Annotated in this window: 13 protein-coding genes; 4 read left to right on the top strand and 9 right to left on the bottom strand. The window is 48.7% G+C overall.

What is annotated here, in order from left to right:
- Nucleotides 1–45 precede the first annotated feature (45 nt).
- From CS948_RS03980 to CS948_RS03965, 4 genes are all read right to left on the bottom strand, one after another.
- The gene (locus CS948_RS03980) at nucleotides 46–1,875 is read right to left on the bottom strand and encodes a metallopeptidase TldD-related protein (RefSeq protein WP_255301849.1); all 1,830 of its coding nucleotides are present in this window, start codon (nucleotides 1,873–1,875) and stop codon (nucleotides 46–48) included.
- A 208-nt stretch (nucleotides 1,876–2,083) separates the two neighbouring features.
- The gene (locus tag CS948_RS03975) at nucleotides 2,084–3,772 is read right to left on the bottom strand and encodes a TldD/PmbA family protein (RefSeq protein ID WP_099290469.1); all 1,689 of its coding nucleotides are present in this window, start codon (nucleotides 3,770–3,772) and stop codon (nucleotides 2,084–2,086) included.
- Nucleotides 3,773–4,136: 364 nt separating this feature from the next.
- Complete coding sequence (locus CS948_RS03970) at nucleotides 4,137–5,573, bottom strand: bifunctional UDP-sugar hydrolase/5'-nucleotidase (RefSeq protein ID WP_099290468.1); 1,437 nt, start codon at nucleotides 5,571–5,573, stop codon at nucleotides 4,137–4,139.
- A 45-nt stretch (nucleotides 5,574–5,618) separates the two neighbouring features.
- The gene (locus CS948_RS03965) at nucleotides 5,619–6,884 is read right to left on the bottom strand and encodes a tyrosine-protein phosphatase (RefSeq protein WP_099290467.1); all 1,266 of its coding nucleotides are present in this window, start codon (nucleotides 6,882–6,884) and stop codon (nucleotides 5,619–5,621) included.
- A 63-nt stretch (nucleotides 6,885–6,947) separates the two neighbouring features.
- Between CS948_RS03965 and CS948_RS03960 the strand changes: the two genes are divergently transcribed.
- The 3 genes from CS948_RS03960 to CS948_RS03950 all read left to right on the top strand — a co-directional run bounded on the left by CS948_RS03960 (nucleotide 6,948) and on the right by CS948_RS03950 (nucleotide 8,601).
- A complete protein-coding gene (locus CS948_RS03960) occupies nucleotides 6,948–7,259 on the top strand; it encodes a hypothetical protein (RefSeq protein ID WP_099290466.1) in 312 nt (103 codons plus the stop codon).
- Between the two features lie 78 nt (nucleotides 7,260–7,337).
- The gene (locus tag CS948_RS03955) at nucleotides 7,338–8,141 is read left to right on the top strand and encodes a DUF6597 domain-containing transcriptional factor (RefSeq protein ID WP_099290465.1); all 804 of its coding nucleotides are present in this window, start codon (nucleotides 7,338–7,340) and stop codon (nucleotides 8,139–8,141) included.
- Between the two features lie 94 nt (nucleotides 8,142–8,235).
- Nucleotides 8,236–8,601 (top strand): VOC family protein, encoded by a 366-nt coding sequence (locus tag CS948_RS03950; protein ID WP_099290464.1) that lies wholly within the window; start codon nucleotides 8,236–8,238, stop codon nucleotides 8,599–8,601.
- Nucleotides 8,602–8,710: 109 nt separating this feature from the next.
- Here the strand turns inward: CS948_RS03950 and CS948_RS03945 are convergent, their stop codons facing one another.
- Entirely contained in the window at nucleotides 8,711–10,006 is a 1,296-nt protein-coding gene (locus CS948_RS03945; protein ID WP_099290463.1) for an MATE family efflux transporter, read from the bottom strand.
- A 260-nt stretch (nucleotides 10,007–10,266) separates the two neighbouring features.
- A complete protein-coding gene (locus CS948_RS03940; protein WP_099290800.1) occupies nucleotides 10,267–11,037 on the bottom strand; it encodes an N-acetyltransferase in 771 nt (256 codons plus the stop codon).
- Nucleotides 11,038–11,127: 90 nt separating this feature from the next.
- Between CS948_RS03940 and CS948_RS03935 the strand changes: the two genes are divergently transcribed.
- Nucleotides 11,128–11,604, top strand: coding sequence for a YbaK/EbsC family protein (locus CS948_RS03935; protein ID WP_099290462.1), 477 nt, complete (start codon nucleotides 11,128–11,130; stop codon nucleotides 11,602–11,604).
- Here CS948_RS03935 and CS948_RS03930 read toward each other — a convergent pair.
- From CS948_RS03930 to CS948_RS21950, 3 genes are all read right to left on the bottom strand, one after another.
- The gene (locus tag CS948_RS03930) at nucleotides 11,555–13,654 is read right to left on the bottom strand and encodes a UvrD-helicase domain-containing protein (protein ID WP_099290461.1); all 2,100 of its coding nucleotides are present in this window, start codon (nucleotides 13,652–13,654) and stop codon (nucleotides 11,555–11,557) included. The genes CS948_RS03935 and CS948_RS03930 overlap by 50 nt on opposite strands.
- Nucleotides 13,655–13,755: 101 nt before the next feature.
- Nucleotides 13,756–14,523, bottom strand: coding sequence for a LuxR C-terminal-related transcriptional regulator (locus tag CS948_RS03925; RefSeq protein ID WP_176554909.1), 768 nt, complete (start codon nucleotides 14,521–14,523; stop codon nucleotides 13,756–13,758).
- Nucleotides 14,524–14,547: 24 nt separating this feature from the next.
- Complete coding sequence (locus CS948_RS21950) at nucleotides 14,548–14,628, bottom strand: Fic family protein (protein WP_366842434.1); 81 nt, start codon at nucleotides 14,626–14,628, stop codon at nucleotides 14,548–14,550.
- Between the last annotated feature and the right edge of the window lie 39 nt (nucleotides 14,629–14,667).

Genomic DNA, 14,667 nt, shown 5'->3' with positions numbered 1-14,667 from the left:
ATCCTGTGAGTTAAAGGTTTGTAAAGTTCATAAAGTTTATAAGGTTCATAAGGTAGATGGCTCTCCGCGAGGCGTTTTTTCTACGACAGCGTAGCTGCCGGTAAACTTTGTCCGGAGGACGCCCGTTACTTTATGAACTTTATAAACTTTAGGAGCTGAAAGCTCAACTTTATGAACCGGGCAAAAAGTGTTTACACGCGTTTGCCCCGATATCAACGGGAACCGGAGTGCCGGCTCGCTTTCTTTCTTCACTTCCGCTTTTTTGATTTCGATGTCTTCCAGCAACAGTGCCGACGGGTAGATCATTGATGATATGACTTCTCCGTCCAAGAGATAGTTGCTGACATTTTCTTTGTTGGAAATAGCGTTTAATCTTCTTAAATGAGACAAGGTGATGGGCATGATTTCTCCCGTGCGTACCAGTGTTTCGCTGCCGTCTTTTACATTCACCCGGTAGATGCGGGTGGCGTTTCCGGCTATTTTCCGCACGATGTAAGCGTGGGACAGACCTTCCGACTTGGCTATTTTCAACAGGTTCTTTTTCAGTGTTTCCGGTTTCACGGCGTTTTTTGCCGACACGTGTATGGTTCCCGGTGCCGTTTTGTACGCGATTTCCCGGTCGGAAGCGATGTAACGCGAACTTCCGGTAGTGTTCTCGCAGTTGAGCGTGGGAACTCTGCCGTTCAACAGGTTTTTCAGTATCCCGTTTTCAACCAGTGTGACTTCCTGAGGGGGTACCACGCCTTCGGCATCTATCTCGTAGGCTCCGTGTAACGGGGTGTTGTTGTATTTGCTCAATGTGCTGTAATTCTTAACGGTCAAGCGGTTGTCTATGATTTTTAGTCCCATGCGGGGGGCTATGGAATTGACCTTGTTCTGGGACGCTGTTCTGGGATCTTGGGGCATCCGGTAGGCGAACAGTCCTTCCTGACTCAATAGATTCTCTCTCAAAATGGATGCGGCGGCACTTCCTTCGAATAACACGGGACCGCAGTAATACGGGTCGATAGTTTCCGCCTTTTTCAGAGCCGCGAGTTGTTCGGCGAAATTCCCGATTCGGGTTTTCAATTCCGCCAACGCGGGCAATTCGTTCGGTACGCGTGCCGTTATCCCGAAAGCGTCCTTGATTTGCATCCCGTCGTCCGTGCGGGTTGTGGCTTCTGCCCGAAGGGTAACCACCCGCACGGGTTGTTTTACCACCGTTCCCTCGGAGGTAGTCAGGTAGACTTCCATGTCCATGCCCGACAGTTGAACGGAAGAATTGTACAATTCGGGGTAGTCGGCAAAGATTGCCGATAATTCCCGAAGGTTTTCTTCCCATTGCTCCCGGTTGAATACAAACGGGACTTGGGGGGTGATGATTTTTTCTTGCGGTTGTATTTGTTGTAGATCGGGGAGTTGTGTTTCTTCTCCGGACTGGACGTTTCTTTTCTGCATACTTCGTTTCGTGATCCACTCGCGGGAGGCGTTCTTGTAGGCGTTATCCGTCGCGAGCCAGTAATCTTGGCGAAGCAGGTCGTAATCCGGTTCCATGGACAGGATTACCCTCGTGTGCCTGCCGAGGTAGCGGCTGTCACTGTTTTCCCTGTAATCGCCCAGTAGTAGTTTGACCGAGCCGACCATGTGTTCCGGTTTTTCCGTCGAGCGTGTAACCGCACCTAAGGTAGCCGAGATCTCGAAGTTGCGGGATACTCCCGTGGCGTACGAGATAAAGAACGGCTTCTGCACCTTGGGCAGGCTCAATTGCTCCATGTTGCGCTGCAATTCGTCCTGCATGGCTTGGATGATAACGTCGTCTTTGGTCGTCTGGGCGGAAACGGGTGACAGGCTTCCGATGAGGAAGAGAAATAATATGTAGAGGATAAATCTTTTCATGACATCAAGGGTTAAAGTTCATAAAGTTCATAAAGTTTATAAGGTTTATAAAGTCTATAAAGTCTATAAGGTCTGTAAGGTTCATAAGGTCATTGACCCTTGCGGGGTGCTTCTCCTACGGCAGCGTTGCTGCTGATAAATATAGTCCGAAGGACTCCAGTGTTATGGACTTTACGGACTTTACGGACCTTATAGACCTTATGGACTTTCATGGTTTTTCCAGAATAGGGGGCAGGTCGGAGGCTTTCGCTTTGCGCTGCATTTCTACTTTCTGTACGAGAATGGTCGGGGAGGTGGCGGTTACCGGTATGCCGCCCGATTCTGCGCCACACGTCCCGGTAAATATTTCGGGTGCTTTACCGGCGTATATGATGTTCGAGAACATGGAGAGGGGTGTCCCGATGAGGTCTACTCCCCGCACCAGTTTGTCGGGGCGACCGTCGGCATACACCTCGTACACTTCGAGGGGCGTTACGTTGAAGGCATTCGCTCCCCGACGGTTGGTCATGGTGAAGCCGCCCGTCACGCTTTTGAAGAAGTATCCCCGGTCTTTCCCTTGTTTTTTGATCTCGGCGATTAATAGTTGGCGCAATTCCTCTTCCGTTTTCGGGTCGGAACTTTCCACCACGAGATTGGACTGGCGGGACACGGGGTCGTAACCGATGTCGGCACGGGCGTGACCGTTGCTGCGGGGATGCGCGTCGAGCGGTGTTCTTGTCATCAGAAAATCGTTTAGTTTCCCGTCGATCACGACATCCACTCTCTCGGCTTTCACGCCTTGGTCGTCATATTTGTAGTAGCCGTTCATGTCTTGGTCGGCGTAGTTCTTGAGTGTCGGGTCGGAAAACACTTGGAGGTGAGGGGGCAACACGTATTCCCCGATCATTTTCTTGAATGTCTGGGCGTCTTTATCGCTTTTCATGCGTTGCCCCTCGATGCGGTGACCGAATATCTCGTGGAAGAATACCCCGCTGGCACTCCCCGACAGGATGGCGGGACCCGTGTACGGGTCGACAATCGGCGCGTCCCGTAAGGCGATCAGCTTGTCCGCCATGAGGTTGGCGTCTTTCATGATTTGTTCGTTCGAGGGAAGAGATTCCGGCGAATGGGCAAAATAGGAAAGCACGAGCGGTAATTCCATGCCGTCGTCCGCTTTCGCGGCACCTTGTACCATGATGCGGGCGTAAGTGAGGTTCTGCACGACTTCCGTTCCTTCCGAGTCTAGCACGTAGATACGTTTCACCGTGTAGCGGAAAGAGGCATCTCCCCGTAGTATTTTGGGATGTTTCTTGAACACGGCAGAGATTTCCTTCAGTCGTTTTTCCCATGCGTCAAGGTCTACCGCTGTCCGGTTGGCGGGGAGCGGTGCCTCGTAGTATTTTTCCGCGGGTGCTTGCGAGAAACAGGGTGCCTTGTCTTCTTCCGCCACGTTGATCGTGGTTTCGGCTCTCGCGGTCTGGTAGGCGTCGATGGCAAACTTGTAACGGTTGTTCACCTCGTTCCAGATGGCTTGCCGCGTGGCGTTGTCCCCGTTCGTGTCGTCGATAGGGAGTACGGCGTATGACGGTCCGTGAAAACGGGAGATGGGGGAACCCATTTGTTTGATCTTGAAATTATCAAATTCGGGATTCCCGATTCGGATTTGCGGCACCAGCGTACGCTCCCGGTTGCTCTCTTTCGCGGTCAATACCCCGAAGGAGGTAATCACGCGGGCAAATTGCTCGTCCACTACCCGGTAGTTCATGTAATACGGGGGGAACTCTTGTTTCTTCAGTTCGTCCATTTGGGCGCGGAGTTCTGTTCTCAGAAAGTCGGTGAACTGATCCTGTGCGCCGGATATAAAGGGAATAAGGAGGATGGATATAATCCCTAAAATAATAATACGGGTTCTTTTCATGGTTTATGCTGTTAGTTTTTCTCTTGTTCGTCACGGGTTTGGACAACCTCGGTTGGAAAAACTTGCGCGGGATGAGGTAAAAAAAAGTTATAGCTATACATTTATAACCCCGGGACAAGGGATAAGCTGGCTCGATGGGTGGGGGTTGGGCAGCTTTTGGGTGGTTGTCTAAAGGCTTCGCCCGATGTTCGCCTGATGTTAGCCCACTCATCGCCCACGTTTTAGTGGTAAATAAGTAAATTTAACACACGTGATATCTTGGCTATTTCGGGTAATTCCTGCCTTGTACAGGGGGTAGCGGGAGGCTTGCGGGTAGCTCGACGCGGGGATAAGTGTTGTATTACGCCGGGAAACGGGGAGGTGTTTATAGAGAAGGGTGTTTCTTGAGGTAGGCGAGTAGGGCTTCCATGACGGAAATGCCCGAGTGTATCCCCTTGCCTTTGCCCGGGAAGGAGTACTCGGCGTTGATGTAATAATTCAAGGCGACACGGTAACGCTTTCCGTTCGCGAGCGGGGTGCCGGAATGGTCTTTCAAGAGGACGTCGATGCCTTTGCCCGTGCTGTCGCGGGTGATGGAAAAGGTACCTCCCGCCATGAGCAAGTCCGTGAACGGGTATTTTCGAAGTTCGTTGAAGCGGTTCAGCAGGAGGAGTTTTATATCTTCGGCGGTCATCTCCTGAATGACGATATGGTTGCCGAAAGGTTCTATCTCGAGTAAGGTTTCCAGCGTGATGTCGCCCGGCGGGATAAGGGGTTTGCGGATGCCCCCGAGATTGTAGAAAGCGAAGTCGCCGCGAGTGGCTTCCCGCGTGGCGGTTGTCACGATGTGTCCTGTCATCTCTTGGGACAACGGGCGGGATGTATGCCCCATGATCTTTTTAAATTCCGGTCTGTCGTAAAATTGGTTTACCAGATCGAGGATTCGGGGCTCGGGACGGGTAATCGTGTCGATGTTGACGGAGCGGAATGAACGGTGAATTAGCTTCTTGCCGGAGAATTTCAGTATCGTGACTCCGGCATATTTCAGCGCGATTCCAGACTGTCCTATCATGACGTCGTTTATGAACTTGGCTGTGTCCAGCAAGGTGTGCGTGTGACCGCCGATGATGACGTCCAGTTCGGGCATGGACGTCGCGAGCACGGAATCGGCGTCTACCCCCAAGTGGGTGATGGCGATGAGGGCATCGCCGTTTTGTTTCAAGTATTTGTACCGGGCAGCAGTCTGTCGGTAGTCGTCGAAAGTGATTCCGGTGAAATGATCGGGATTGGCGTCGGGAAGCCCGTTCGTGGTTTGCGTCAGCCCGATGAAGCATAGTTCAAGCCCGTTGACCGTCATGGAATGATAGGGTGCGATTGTGTCCAACGCGGCACGGGAGGAGTTGATATTAGCGCAAATGATGGGGAAGGAGGCGTCATTTATCCTTCGGCGTAGTGTTTCCTGCCCGTAGTCGCACTCGTGATTTCCCAGCGTGGCGACCGAGTATCCCAGCGCATTCATGAGCGTGATAATGGGTTTGCCCCGTTCCTCGGCGTAGTCCACGTAAGGATTGCCCGTGAAACGGTCGCCCGCGTCAACGAGAATCACGTTCGGGTGTTCGGCTTTCACGCGTTCCACGAATGTCGCCAACTTGGGGAATTGGTCGATATGCCCGTGAATGTCGTTGGTGGAGATGATGACGATTTCCTTTTCCGCCGTTTTTGTCCGGCAACCGACAAGCAGCAAAAGGATGTACAAGAGTATGTACCGGTAGCGAATACCGGAATAGAAGTTCACCCGTTTGTTTGCTCGCTCGTGTTTCATCGTATCTTTTTATCGGGCGGCAAATATAGTCAAAATCAGCGTATATTAATACAGGTAGCGTGCTTTGAATTTGGGGATGTCTACATGTAATACCTTCACGAGGAAGTTCTCCACGCTGCCGTGATCTTGTTTTATCCGGTCGATCGCGGCTTGCAGGAATCCCCGTTTCACCGTGAGCACGGGTTTAAGACCGGGGTTCTGTTCCAGTTCCTTGGCGTATTTGTCGCCGAGGTAATGGTTGGAGGCGAGATAATCTTCCATGATGATCGCCTCGTCCACCCCCAAGGCGTACAGGATGAGCGCGGCAGCCGTACCCGTGCGGTCTTTCCCGGCGGAACAATGGAAGAGCAGGGGGACTCGCGTGCTGTCTTGCAATAATTGGAAGAATGTTCTGTACCGTTCAATAAATGGTTCCTCGGTGACCAGATGCACGTATATTTGAGTCATGAGGCTGTCGAGTTGTTCGGGACCGAGATCGGAGAAATTCACGAGGGTGAGCACGTTGCCGGGTTCAATGGATAGCTTGTAGGCATGGCGGGTTGAGCCGGGTAGTTTGTCCGGGGCATTGGCGATTTCCTTCGGTCCCCTGAAGTCCACGACGGAGGTGACGGGAATGCTTGACAGGTAATGTAAATCGGCTTCCGTCAGTTTGTGCAAATCGTCGGAACGGAACAGTTTACCCCATTTGACGTGCCGCCCGTCTTGAGTCGGGAATCCGCCCAAGTCACGAAAGTTATACCCGCCCGCCATAGGGAGTTGCCTCTCGGAGAAGGTGAACGTTTCTCGCGGGGTGACGAGCCGGTAATATTTTTTCTCCGGGGAGGGGATGGTTATGCTGTTGGTTGTTGTACTACTGGAATTACCATTGCCAATCGGGGTTTGTAGCGTGTCGAGCGCATCGATGGAAGAAGCCTCGAATAGTGCCCAATCTCCATCGACTTGTAAGGTGATTGTCGTTTCTTTCGTGTTTTTGTTGGCAGTAATCTCTGCCATATCAGGCGTGGCATACCCGTTCGCGAGCGTTTTGTCAGGTGTCTTGTCTTTACATGAATGGCATACGATGGTAGTGGTAATAATAATCATGGCTAATCTCATAATGTTCTGTATTTTAATCGTGTTGGTGTTTACAAATATGCGAAAAATAATTAAGTCTGTCAAGTCTGTAAGGTCTATAAAGTTTATAAGGTCAATGGCCCCCTGCGGGGACGCTTTGCTCACGGTAGCTTGGGCTGCCGATAAACGACATCCGAAGGATACCCGTGACTTGTCATGTATCTTTAAAAGTTTACAATAAATTCTTAATGTTTTCATAACACGGGTTTCGTGGTGCGGTTTTTGTCAGTAACCTATGTATAACCCCTTAAAAATAAAGTTATGAAGACAGCTTTGTTTTTTGAAAACGATCAACTTTGCCATCTTGACGAGAATACCCGCAGGAAGGAAATCAGAGTTTCAACTATTACCACGGAGGAAGATAAAGTTGTTTCTATCAAAAACAGCGAGGTGAAGATCCGTAACTTTAATAATTTTGTTTCTTGGTTAGTTGACCGCGGAATTAAAATGATTTACGTTTCCGGTATTGACGAGAAGATTATGCGTTTTTTTGAACAAGTCAAGATTATCGTGAACGTGAAGGAGAAATCGGATCGAACGCTTTTATTGACAGAAATTACATCAAGGGACTGAAAATGTCCCTTTTTTACAATATAGCAAACGCGTAAAACATTATCTTTGTTATGTTGTTTAAAAGAATATACCGGTAGTATGCAGTCATTCAGAATGATAAAGCCCGCCCCGGAGTTGGCTCGATACGTGAGGCATTATTGGATTTTGGAAGAGGACGCGGTACTGCCTGTTTCCGAACGGGTGTTGCCTGTCGGTTGTGTGCAATTGGTGTTTCATAAAGGAGAATCCCTGTTTTTATTGAAAGAAGGAAAATTACAACCTCGCGCGATGATTTGCGGTCACACGTTCGGCTTCTCGGATGTCCTCTCGACGGGGCGGATAGAGATGCTCACGGTTGTGTTCCAGCCTTATGCCGCCAAAGCCTTTCTTCATATCCCGGTACGCTTGTTTCACGGGCAGAGCGTGGCAATGGAGGACGTGGAGGATAAGGATTTCAAGTTATTGACAACGCGAGTAATGGACACGACCGATCAGGACGAGTGTATCCGGTTGATCGAGCGGTTTTTGATTCGCCGCCTGTATACGTTCCCGGAATATAACTTGAAACGTGTTGTTGCCGCCTTGCACGAGATAAATGTTTGCCCGAGTGTCGATATCCCTCGCTTGGCGGATGTCGCTTGTCTGGGAGATAAACAATTCCGTCGGGTGTTTATGGATTACATGGGTACGACACCCAAGGAGTTTATACGTATCGTGCGGATGCAGCGGGCTTTGTTTATGTTACAACAGGACGGGGCTACCCCCTTCGCTCAAGTCGCGTACGCTTGCGGTTTTTCGGATCAGTCCCACATGATCAAAGAGTTTAAACTCTTTTCCGGGTACACCCCGGCGGAATATTTGACTATTTGCGCACCTTATTCCGATTATTTTTCCCATATATAAGGATGTCCGTTTTTTTCTATCCGGGGAGAGGCGGTGTTCTTATTTTTGCCTTGTCTTTATAGAGGCATAGTAGTAACCAATAAAAAAGAACAAGATGAAAAACTTAATTGCATTTTTCGAGATTCCGGCTGTCGATTTCAAACGGGCTGTTGATTTCTATGAAACCGTGCTTGACCTGCAACTCGCCGTTTTTGAATGCGAACACGAGAAAATGGCGTGCTTTATCGAGGACGGACAAACTGTCGGCGCCGTCGCTTGGGCTCCCGAATTTAAACCGTCGGCGGGAGGAGTGCTTGTACACTTCCGTTGCAACAATATAGAGGAAGCCATCCGGAGGGTTCGTAAAAAAGGCGGCGATGTCGTCATCCCGAAGACCAGAATCGAGGCGGAATGCGGGGGATATTTCGCCGTGTGCACGGATAGCGAGGGGAATCGCTTCGGGGTGTACAAGGAGAAATAAGTTTATAAAGTTTGTAAGGTTTATAAAGTTTATAAAGTAATTGCCCTCTCGAGCAGCCCGAAGGACGCCCGTAACTTTATAAACTTTATGAACCTTATAAACCTTTGACTTAATATATTTGTTTCCTTTTCAAGTAGATGTAGGATTGTATTCCTAACATGGCAACAAACAGGTATTCAGCCGTCAAGTATACCGCCAGCAGTGTCGTGAAGCAATAGCTCAACACGTACAGGTATATCAGGTAAACGATTATCGTCGTCACTTGAAAGATGAACGCAGTCCGGGTATCTCCCGTGCCGGTCAAGGCACTGATGTAGACGAACCCGGGTACGGCAAACAGGTAATTCAGTAACATGACGATAAACGGGGTGGATGCGATTTCAATCAAGCGCGTGTTGTCGGTGTAGCATCCCATGATTTGCCGGCTGAAAAGCAGGGCAAGTACAATCAAGGGCAACCCGATGGCGTACCCCAGTTTCAGTATCTTGCGGCAGAGCGGAAAAAGTTGATTCCCTTTCCCTTCGCCGATCAAGTTACTCACGAGCGAAGCCGTCGTGGCGCCGAACGAGTTGACAATCACGAAAAAGAGCGTCGAGACACTTCTGGTGATATTGGATACCGCCAGTTGCACTTCACCCAATCTCTCGATGGCGATAAAGAACAGGAACCACGGGGCTGTGCTGACGAACGAGTGCATCATGCTCCATCCGGACAATCGCAGTACCGCTTTTAATAGCTTGCCGTCATACACCATTTTTAATCCGTATTTCACTTTATCCGTCACGCGTAGCGTGTAGATAAGAATGATAAGCAATGAACCCGCTTCCGCGAACGAGGATGCCATTGCCGCTCCCGCTATGCCTAAATCAAGCCCGAAGATAAACAGGTAATTGGATGGAATGTTGATAATGACAGCCGTGAGCGCTACCAGTGTCAATACCTTGGTCTTGGTAATCCCGACATAAAAAGAACGGAATGCCAAAAACGGGAAGGAGAAAAGCAACCCGAAGCACCGCCAGTTCAAGTAATCTATGACCGCTTGATAGATTTGGGGTGAACTGATAAAATATTGCATGACGGGCGGGGTTATCCAATACGAAACGAGGATTAACGCCACCGCCAATCCACAGAGGAAAAACAGTCCTTGAAAGAATGTCCTGCCCGTCTTTTCATATTGCTGCTCCCCGTTCTTGCGTGCGATCATGACTTGCAACCCGAGGCTGAACCCGAAACCCAGAATATAGATCGCCATGTAATAAACGCACGCCAAAGCGGACGCACCCAGTTCGACTTCTCCCACGTGCCCAAGGAAAAGGGCGTCGGTGATATTAATTAATTGCTCCATTAATATGCTCATCATCACCGGGTAGTTGATGAGCCAGATTTGTTTATAAGTATAATTCATCTCTTCATTCGATGGTTCGAAATATGTAGAGTCAAAAGTTTATAAGGTTCGTAAAGTTCATAAAGTAATGAACCTTGCGGGTGTTTTATAAACTCGAAATCTTATTTCGAAATTCGTAAATAATTGAAAATAAAACTCTCTACCGAACCGGTATGGTTCGTTTGTGCTGAATAGCTTTTTTTAGGTAAGTGCTATTCCCGGGGCGTAGCTATATGCAGAGTTTCATAAATGGATGAATATTCTTTTGTCAATGTTACACGTTACAAATGTAGTGATAATTTATCAAACCTGCTATCTATACAGGCACTGATATCCGTCGTGACGAATTTGCCATTGTAGAATAAACAGAAAATCGTGGCAGGAGTCGGGGCGGCTTGGGCTTGCTCCATGGTTTCCAGTTTGATTATTTTCAACGGAATGTTTCTACTTTGGGCTGTTGCTGTTAAAGACTCTCGGATATGGTATTCCGTGAACGGGCAACGGTTCGAGTAATAGGCTACCAGTCCCTCTTTATCCGGACATTCGCCACTGATTGCGTTCGCGTGGAATTTAGGTAATGCCGCATCCGGTTTCAATCTTTTCACCAGAAGGCTGAAGCCCGAAGGGGTTTTCTCGACCGTTTCGAACCCTTGTAGTAAAAACCACTTCGCGTCACTCATGAAATGAAATTTCTTTGTCCCGACCACGGTCACCAATCCCGTTTTACCTTGTGCCGTGGCGTCGTCAATGGCGGATTGCAGCAACGCTTTGGCATACCCTTTGCCCTTGTATTGTCCGGCAACCCAAAGGCAGTTGAGCATCAGGTAACCGGGAGCATCTACCGGGAGCCATGCTTTCTCCGCGGGACAGTATTCTATAAAAACCTTCGCCCGTTCATCGAGTCGGCGGAACACGTACCCGTTGTCAAATTCTCTCTTCAGCCATTCCTTTTTCAGCTCGTAGCTGTCCTTGCATTTCTTGTCGGAAAAGGCGCAACAGATGTGTTCTTGGGCAATGTTCTCTTGGGTTAGGGTGATGAATCGTGGTTCCATAAGTTTGTATTTCGTGATTTTGTTATCGGCAAAGATACTATAATGCAATGGCTTTTTTATCTTTGTCGTGCAAAATAAAGAGGTTCGCTTATGTCACTAGAAAAAGTAAAACAATATTTCGATACCCTCGGTTTGGGACAACGGGTAATGGTATTGGCTCAATCGAGTGCCACCGTCGAGGAAGCGGCTGTCGCCGTGGGGTGTGAGCCGGAACGGATAGCTAAAACCATGTCTTTTCTGGCAGGGGAGGAAGCCATTTTAATCGTCACCGCCGGGGATGCCAAGGTGGATAATAAAAAATACAAGGAGAATTTTCATCACAAGGCAAAGATGATACCGGGAGAGTCCGTGGAACAGTATATCGGGCACGCCCCCGGTGGAGTATGCCCGTTTGCCATTCCCCCGGGAACGAAAGTTTATCTGGATGTGTCCCTCAAGCGTTTTGACATAGTCTATCCTGCGGCGGGAACAAGTAACAGTGCCGTCGAATTGTCAATCAAGGAGTTGGAAGATTGCTCTAATTACACGGCTTGGATTGACGTGTGCAAGGGGTGGAGGGAGGAATAAACCCGCTCGGCTTCCCGTGATATGTGAGAGTTAATTTGTGCATCGCCCGTGTCACGGCGACGTAAAGCATGCTCTTGTCGATGGGGGTGGAGTAGTTTTTATCGTCTACCCGCGGAACGATGACTTCGTCAAATTCCAGCCCCTTTGCCATGTGGGCTGACGTGACGATAATGCCTTTCGCAAAAGCGGAACTCCGGTTGGAGAGGAAATAGATATTGGAGGTGTACGCTTTAAGTTTTTCCGTCATTTCCATGGCTTGTGCCTCGGTCTTGCAGATGATTCCCAGTGATTTGTGGTTCGAGGTCTTGAAGGTTGACAGGATGTTCGCGATACCGGATATTTCTTCTTCCATGTTCTTGAAACGGAGGATTGCGGGGTGTTCGCCATGTCGTATCACGGGTTCCAGTTCCTCGTTTGTCAGAATCTTTTGAGCGAAATCGGTAATCTCGAAAGTCGAACGGTAACTTTTGCATAATTTCATTACTTCTCCCGTGACGAACGCTTTCCGGATGATGTCGGCTGTGGACGAACCGTAAGGGTTTACCGATTGGCAGGCATCGCCGAGAACGGTTTTCCGGCAGGGATATAGTTTTTGGAGTACTTTGTACTGCACGGGTGAATAATCCTGCATCTCGTCGATCAGGAGATGCTTCACCCGGTGTCGGACGGTATTCCCGTCCAGTGCCATATGCAGGTATGCCAAGGGTGCCAAATCGGCGTATTCCAGCGTGTGATTTTTCCGTGTCTTGAACATATCGGGTTGCCCGCTCCACTCGAAGAAATCCTTGTACACTTGAAGGTCGTTATTCCCGGTGAACATCTTTTGTATTTCCTTCTTCAGCAGGTTCCTCTCCGCCGCGGTTACCGTGAAACCGTATTTGACTTTCATCATGTCCAGAATATAATCCGTCATCGTTTCGAACCGTTGGCGCATGGGGTACCGGTTGAAGCGGCGGAACTGCTCCTCTATAAATTCAGCCGGAATCGTGACGAGTCGGGTGAGTTGCACGTCTGTCGCTTTGAAATAGGTATTCTCCACGTGCAGGATGAACTTATCCAGTCGCGAGATAAACTCGAAAGAAGCCTTGTACCGTATCCGCTCGATAAAGTCCGGAGCGGGTTTGTCGAGCAATTCCGTCACCTGCTCGAAGAAGTTCCGGTATTTGTATTTATTGTCGAGAATCCCCGACAGAATTTGCTCCATGCTGGTTTCGGGTACGGTTTCTTCGCCGAGTTCCGGAAGCACGTTGGAGATGTAGTCGGCAAAGACCTTGTTGGGCGAAATGATCAATATGTCCTTGGAAGAGATATCCCCTTTCTGGGCGTAGAGCAGGTAGGCGATGCGATGTAGCGCGATAGACGTTTTTCCCGACCCCGCAACCCCCTGTATGATAAGTACCGGGGCTTCCTCGTTCCGGATAATCCGGTTCTGTTCCCGCTGAATCGTGGTAACGATGTTTTTCATTTTGTCGTCGGCATTGGCGCTCAACTCCTTTTGCAGTATATCATCATGGACGGTCAGGGAACTTTCGAGCATGTACTCCATCTTCCCGTTCCGGATGCGGTATTGCCGTTTGAGCGAAATCTCCCCGCTAACCTCTCCCGTCGGGGAAGAATAAGCCGCTTCCCCCAATTCGTGATCGTAAAACATACTCGAAACGGGCGCCCGCCAGTCATAAATCAAGTTCATTTTTTGATTGGGATCATAGAACGTGTGTATCCCGATGTAGAGGGGCATGGTTTCGCTTCCCTCTTTTTTCTCTTTGAAATCTATCCGCCCGAAATAGGGAATTTCCAGAATTTTCCCTAGCCGCCGACGCTTGTCAATCACGCTTTCACCCGACGCGAAATGCCGCAGAATACTCTCCCGCATGGAACGTATCTCGTGAGGATCGATGTCTTTATTCGACCAGATGTAATCCTTGTACTCCTGCAACGTGTCCACGTGTTCCTTTACCGACTTGTCCGTGTTGTTTATCATATCGTTGATGATACCGATGAGCTGGCGTAAATACTCTTTTTCCTGTTCTTCTGTTTTGTTGAAAACCATATACCTCTCCTTAGTTATATAAAAATGCACGAAAAGAGGTACAAAGTTAATTCAACAGGATGAGGCGGTAAATAGTTATTTATAGCTATCTTTTATAGCAATTATTTTAAAAGCCCTAAATCCAATCCTTTATTGATAGCCTCGATAGAATTTTGCACGCCTAGTTTGCGAAGCAGATTCTGGCGGTGAATATTCACCGTGTGGATGCTGATGCCGAGTTGGTAAGCGATCTCCTTGCTCAGAAATCCTCTCTGTATCAAGTGTAATATTTCTATTTCCCGCTCGGTCAAGTCAATTCGCGGCAGGGATAATAGAGTCGGAGAAAATATCTCCCCGTTTTTAAGATTGAGCACCGTGCAGTCCACTTGTTCGTGCTTTTTCTGGTTGGGGGCGATATCCATATTCCCCACGATCAACCACGCTTTTCCCGTGCGTTCACGTTCCAGTACCTGTTGTCTGCTGATTACCCGTGTATATTGTCCTTTGGCATTGCGTACCCGGAAACTGTAAATATTGCAATAGTCATTCCGCTGTTCGGGAGGTAAGCTATAAATAAACCGGCTTAGTTTTATTTGTAATTTTTCCAATTGAGGGAAATCATCCGGGTGGAACCGGGATTCCAAGTAATCTCCCTGCCTTTCCAGTGTACAGATTTTACGACTATCATACCCTAATAAATCCGCAAAATTCGAGGAAGCGTATACATATTTGCCTTTATAGACATCCACCACAAACGAACAACTTCGGCTGATTCTCTCCATTTGGTGCAACATCGCCTTATCCCGCTCCCACACGGCATAATCAATATCCTCTGCCGCAAGGCATTGCCTTGCCCACATTTCTTCCCGGGTGATGTTGGTTGGTTTCATGATGACTTTGTTTAATGATTTATATTACAATTCTTTTAATAGCTTGCCTACTGGCGTTAAACGGTATTTTTGTGACTTACTGTTGGGTTTGTTGGGGATTGTCATTTCCCATCCAATATTTTAATAAGTTCCTTGACTTGCGGG

It is taken from the genome of Butyricimonas sp. Marseille-P3923 (assembly GCF_900184685.1).
GTDB lineage: Bacteria > Bacteroidota > Bacteroidia > Bacteroidales > Marinifilaceae > Butyricimonas > Butyricimonas muris.
The sequence above is the reverse complement of the archived record's forward strand: the minus strand, read 5'-3'. Positions and strand labels throughout refer to the sequence as shown.

Excerpts from the sequence above, each read along its gene's own strand:
- CS948_RS03980 (WP_255301849.1), bottom strand. The coding sequence starts at position 1,875 with ATGAAAAGATTTATCCTCTACATATTATTTCTCTTCCTCATCGGAAGC.
- CS948_RS03975 (WP_099290469.1), bottom strand. The coding sequence starts at position 3,772 with ATGAAAAGAACCCGTATTATTATTTTAGGGATTATATCCATCCTCCTT.
- CS948_RS03970 (WP_099290468.1), bottom strand. The coding sequence starts at position 5,573 with ATGAAACACGAGCGAGCAAACAAACGGGTGAACTTCTATTCCGGTATT.
- CS948_RS03965 (WP_099290467.1), bottom strand. The coding sequence starts at position 6,884 with ATGAAAACATTAAGAATTTATTGTAAACTTTTAAAGATACATGACAAG.
- CS948_RS03960 (WP_099290466.1), top strand. The coding sequence starts at position 6,948 with ATGAAGACAGCTTTGTTTTTTGAAAACGATCAACTTTGCCATCTTGAC.
- CS948_RS03955 (WP_099290465.1), top strand. The coding sequence starts at position 7,338 with ATGCAGTCATTCAGAATGATAAAGCCCGCCCCGGAGTTGGCTCGATAC.
- CS948_RS03950 (WP_099290464.1), top strand. The coding sequence starts at position 8,236 with ATGAAAAACTTAATTGCATTTTTCGAGATTCCGGCTGTCGATTTCAAA.
- CS948_RS03945 (WP_099290463.1), bottom strand. The coding sequence starts at position 10,006 with ATGAATTATACTTATAAACAAATCTGGCTCATCAACTACCCGGTGATG.
- CS948_RS03940 (WP_099290800.1), bottom strand. The coding sequence starts at position 11,037 with ATGGAACCACGATTCATCACCCTAACCCAAGAGAACATTGCCCAAGAA.
- CS948_RS03935 (WP_099290462.1), top strand. The coding sequence starts at position 11,128 with ATGTCACTAGAAAAAGTAAAACAATATTTCGATACCCTCGGTTTGGGA.
- CS948_RS03930 (WP_099290461.1), bottom strand. The coding sequence starts at position 13,654 with ATGGTTTTCAACAAAACAGAAGAACAGGAAAAAGAGTATTTACGCCAG.
- CS948_RS03925 (WP_176554909.1), bottom strand. The coding sequence starts at position 14,523 with ATGAAACCAACCAACATCACCCGGGAAGAAATGTGGGCAAGGCAATGC.
- CS948_RS21950 (WP_366842434.1), bottom strand. The coding sequence starts at position 14,628 with ATGACAATCCCCAACAAACCCAACAGTAAGTCACAAAAATACCGTTTA.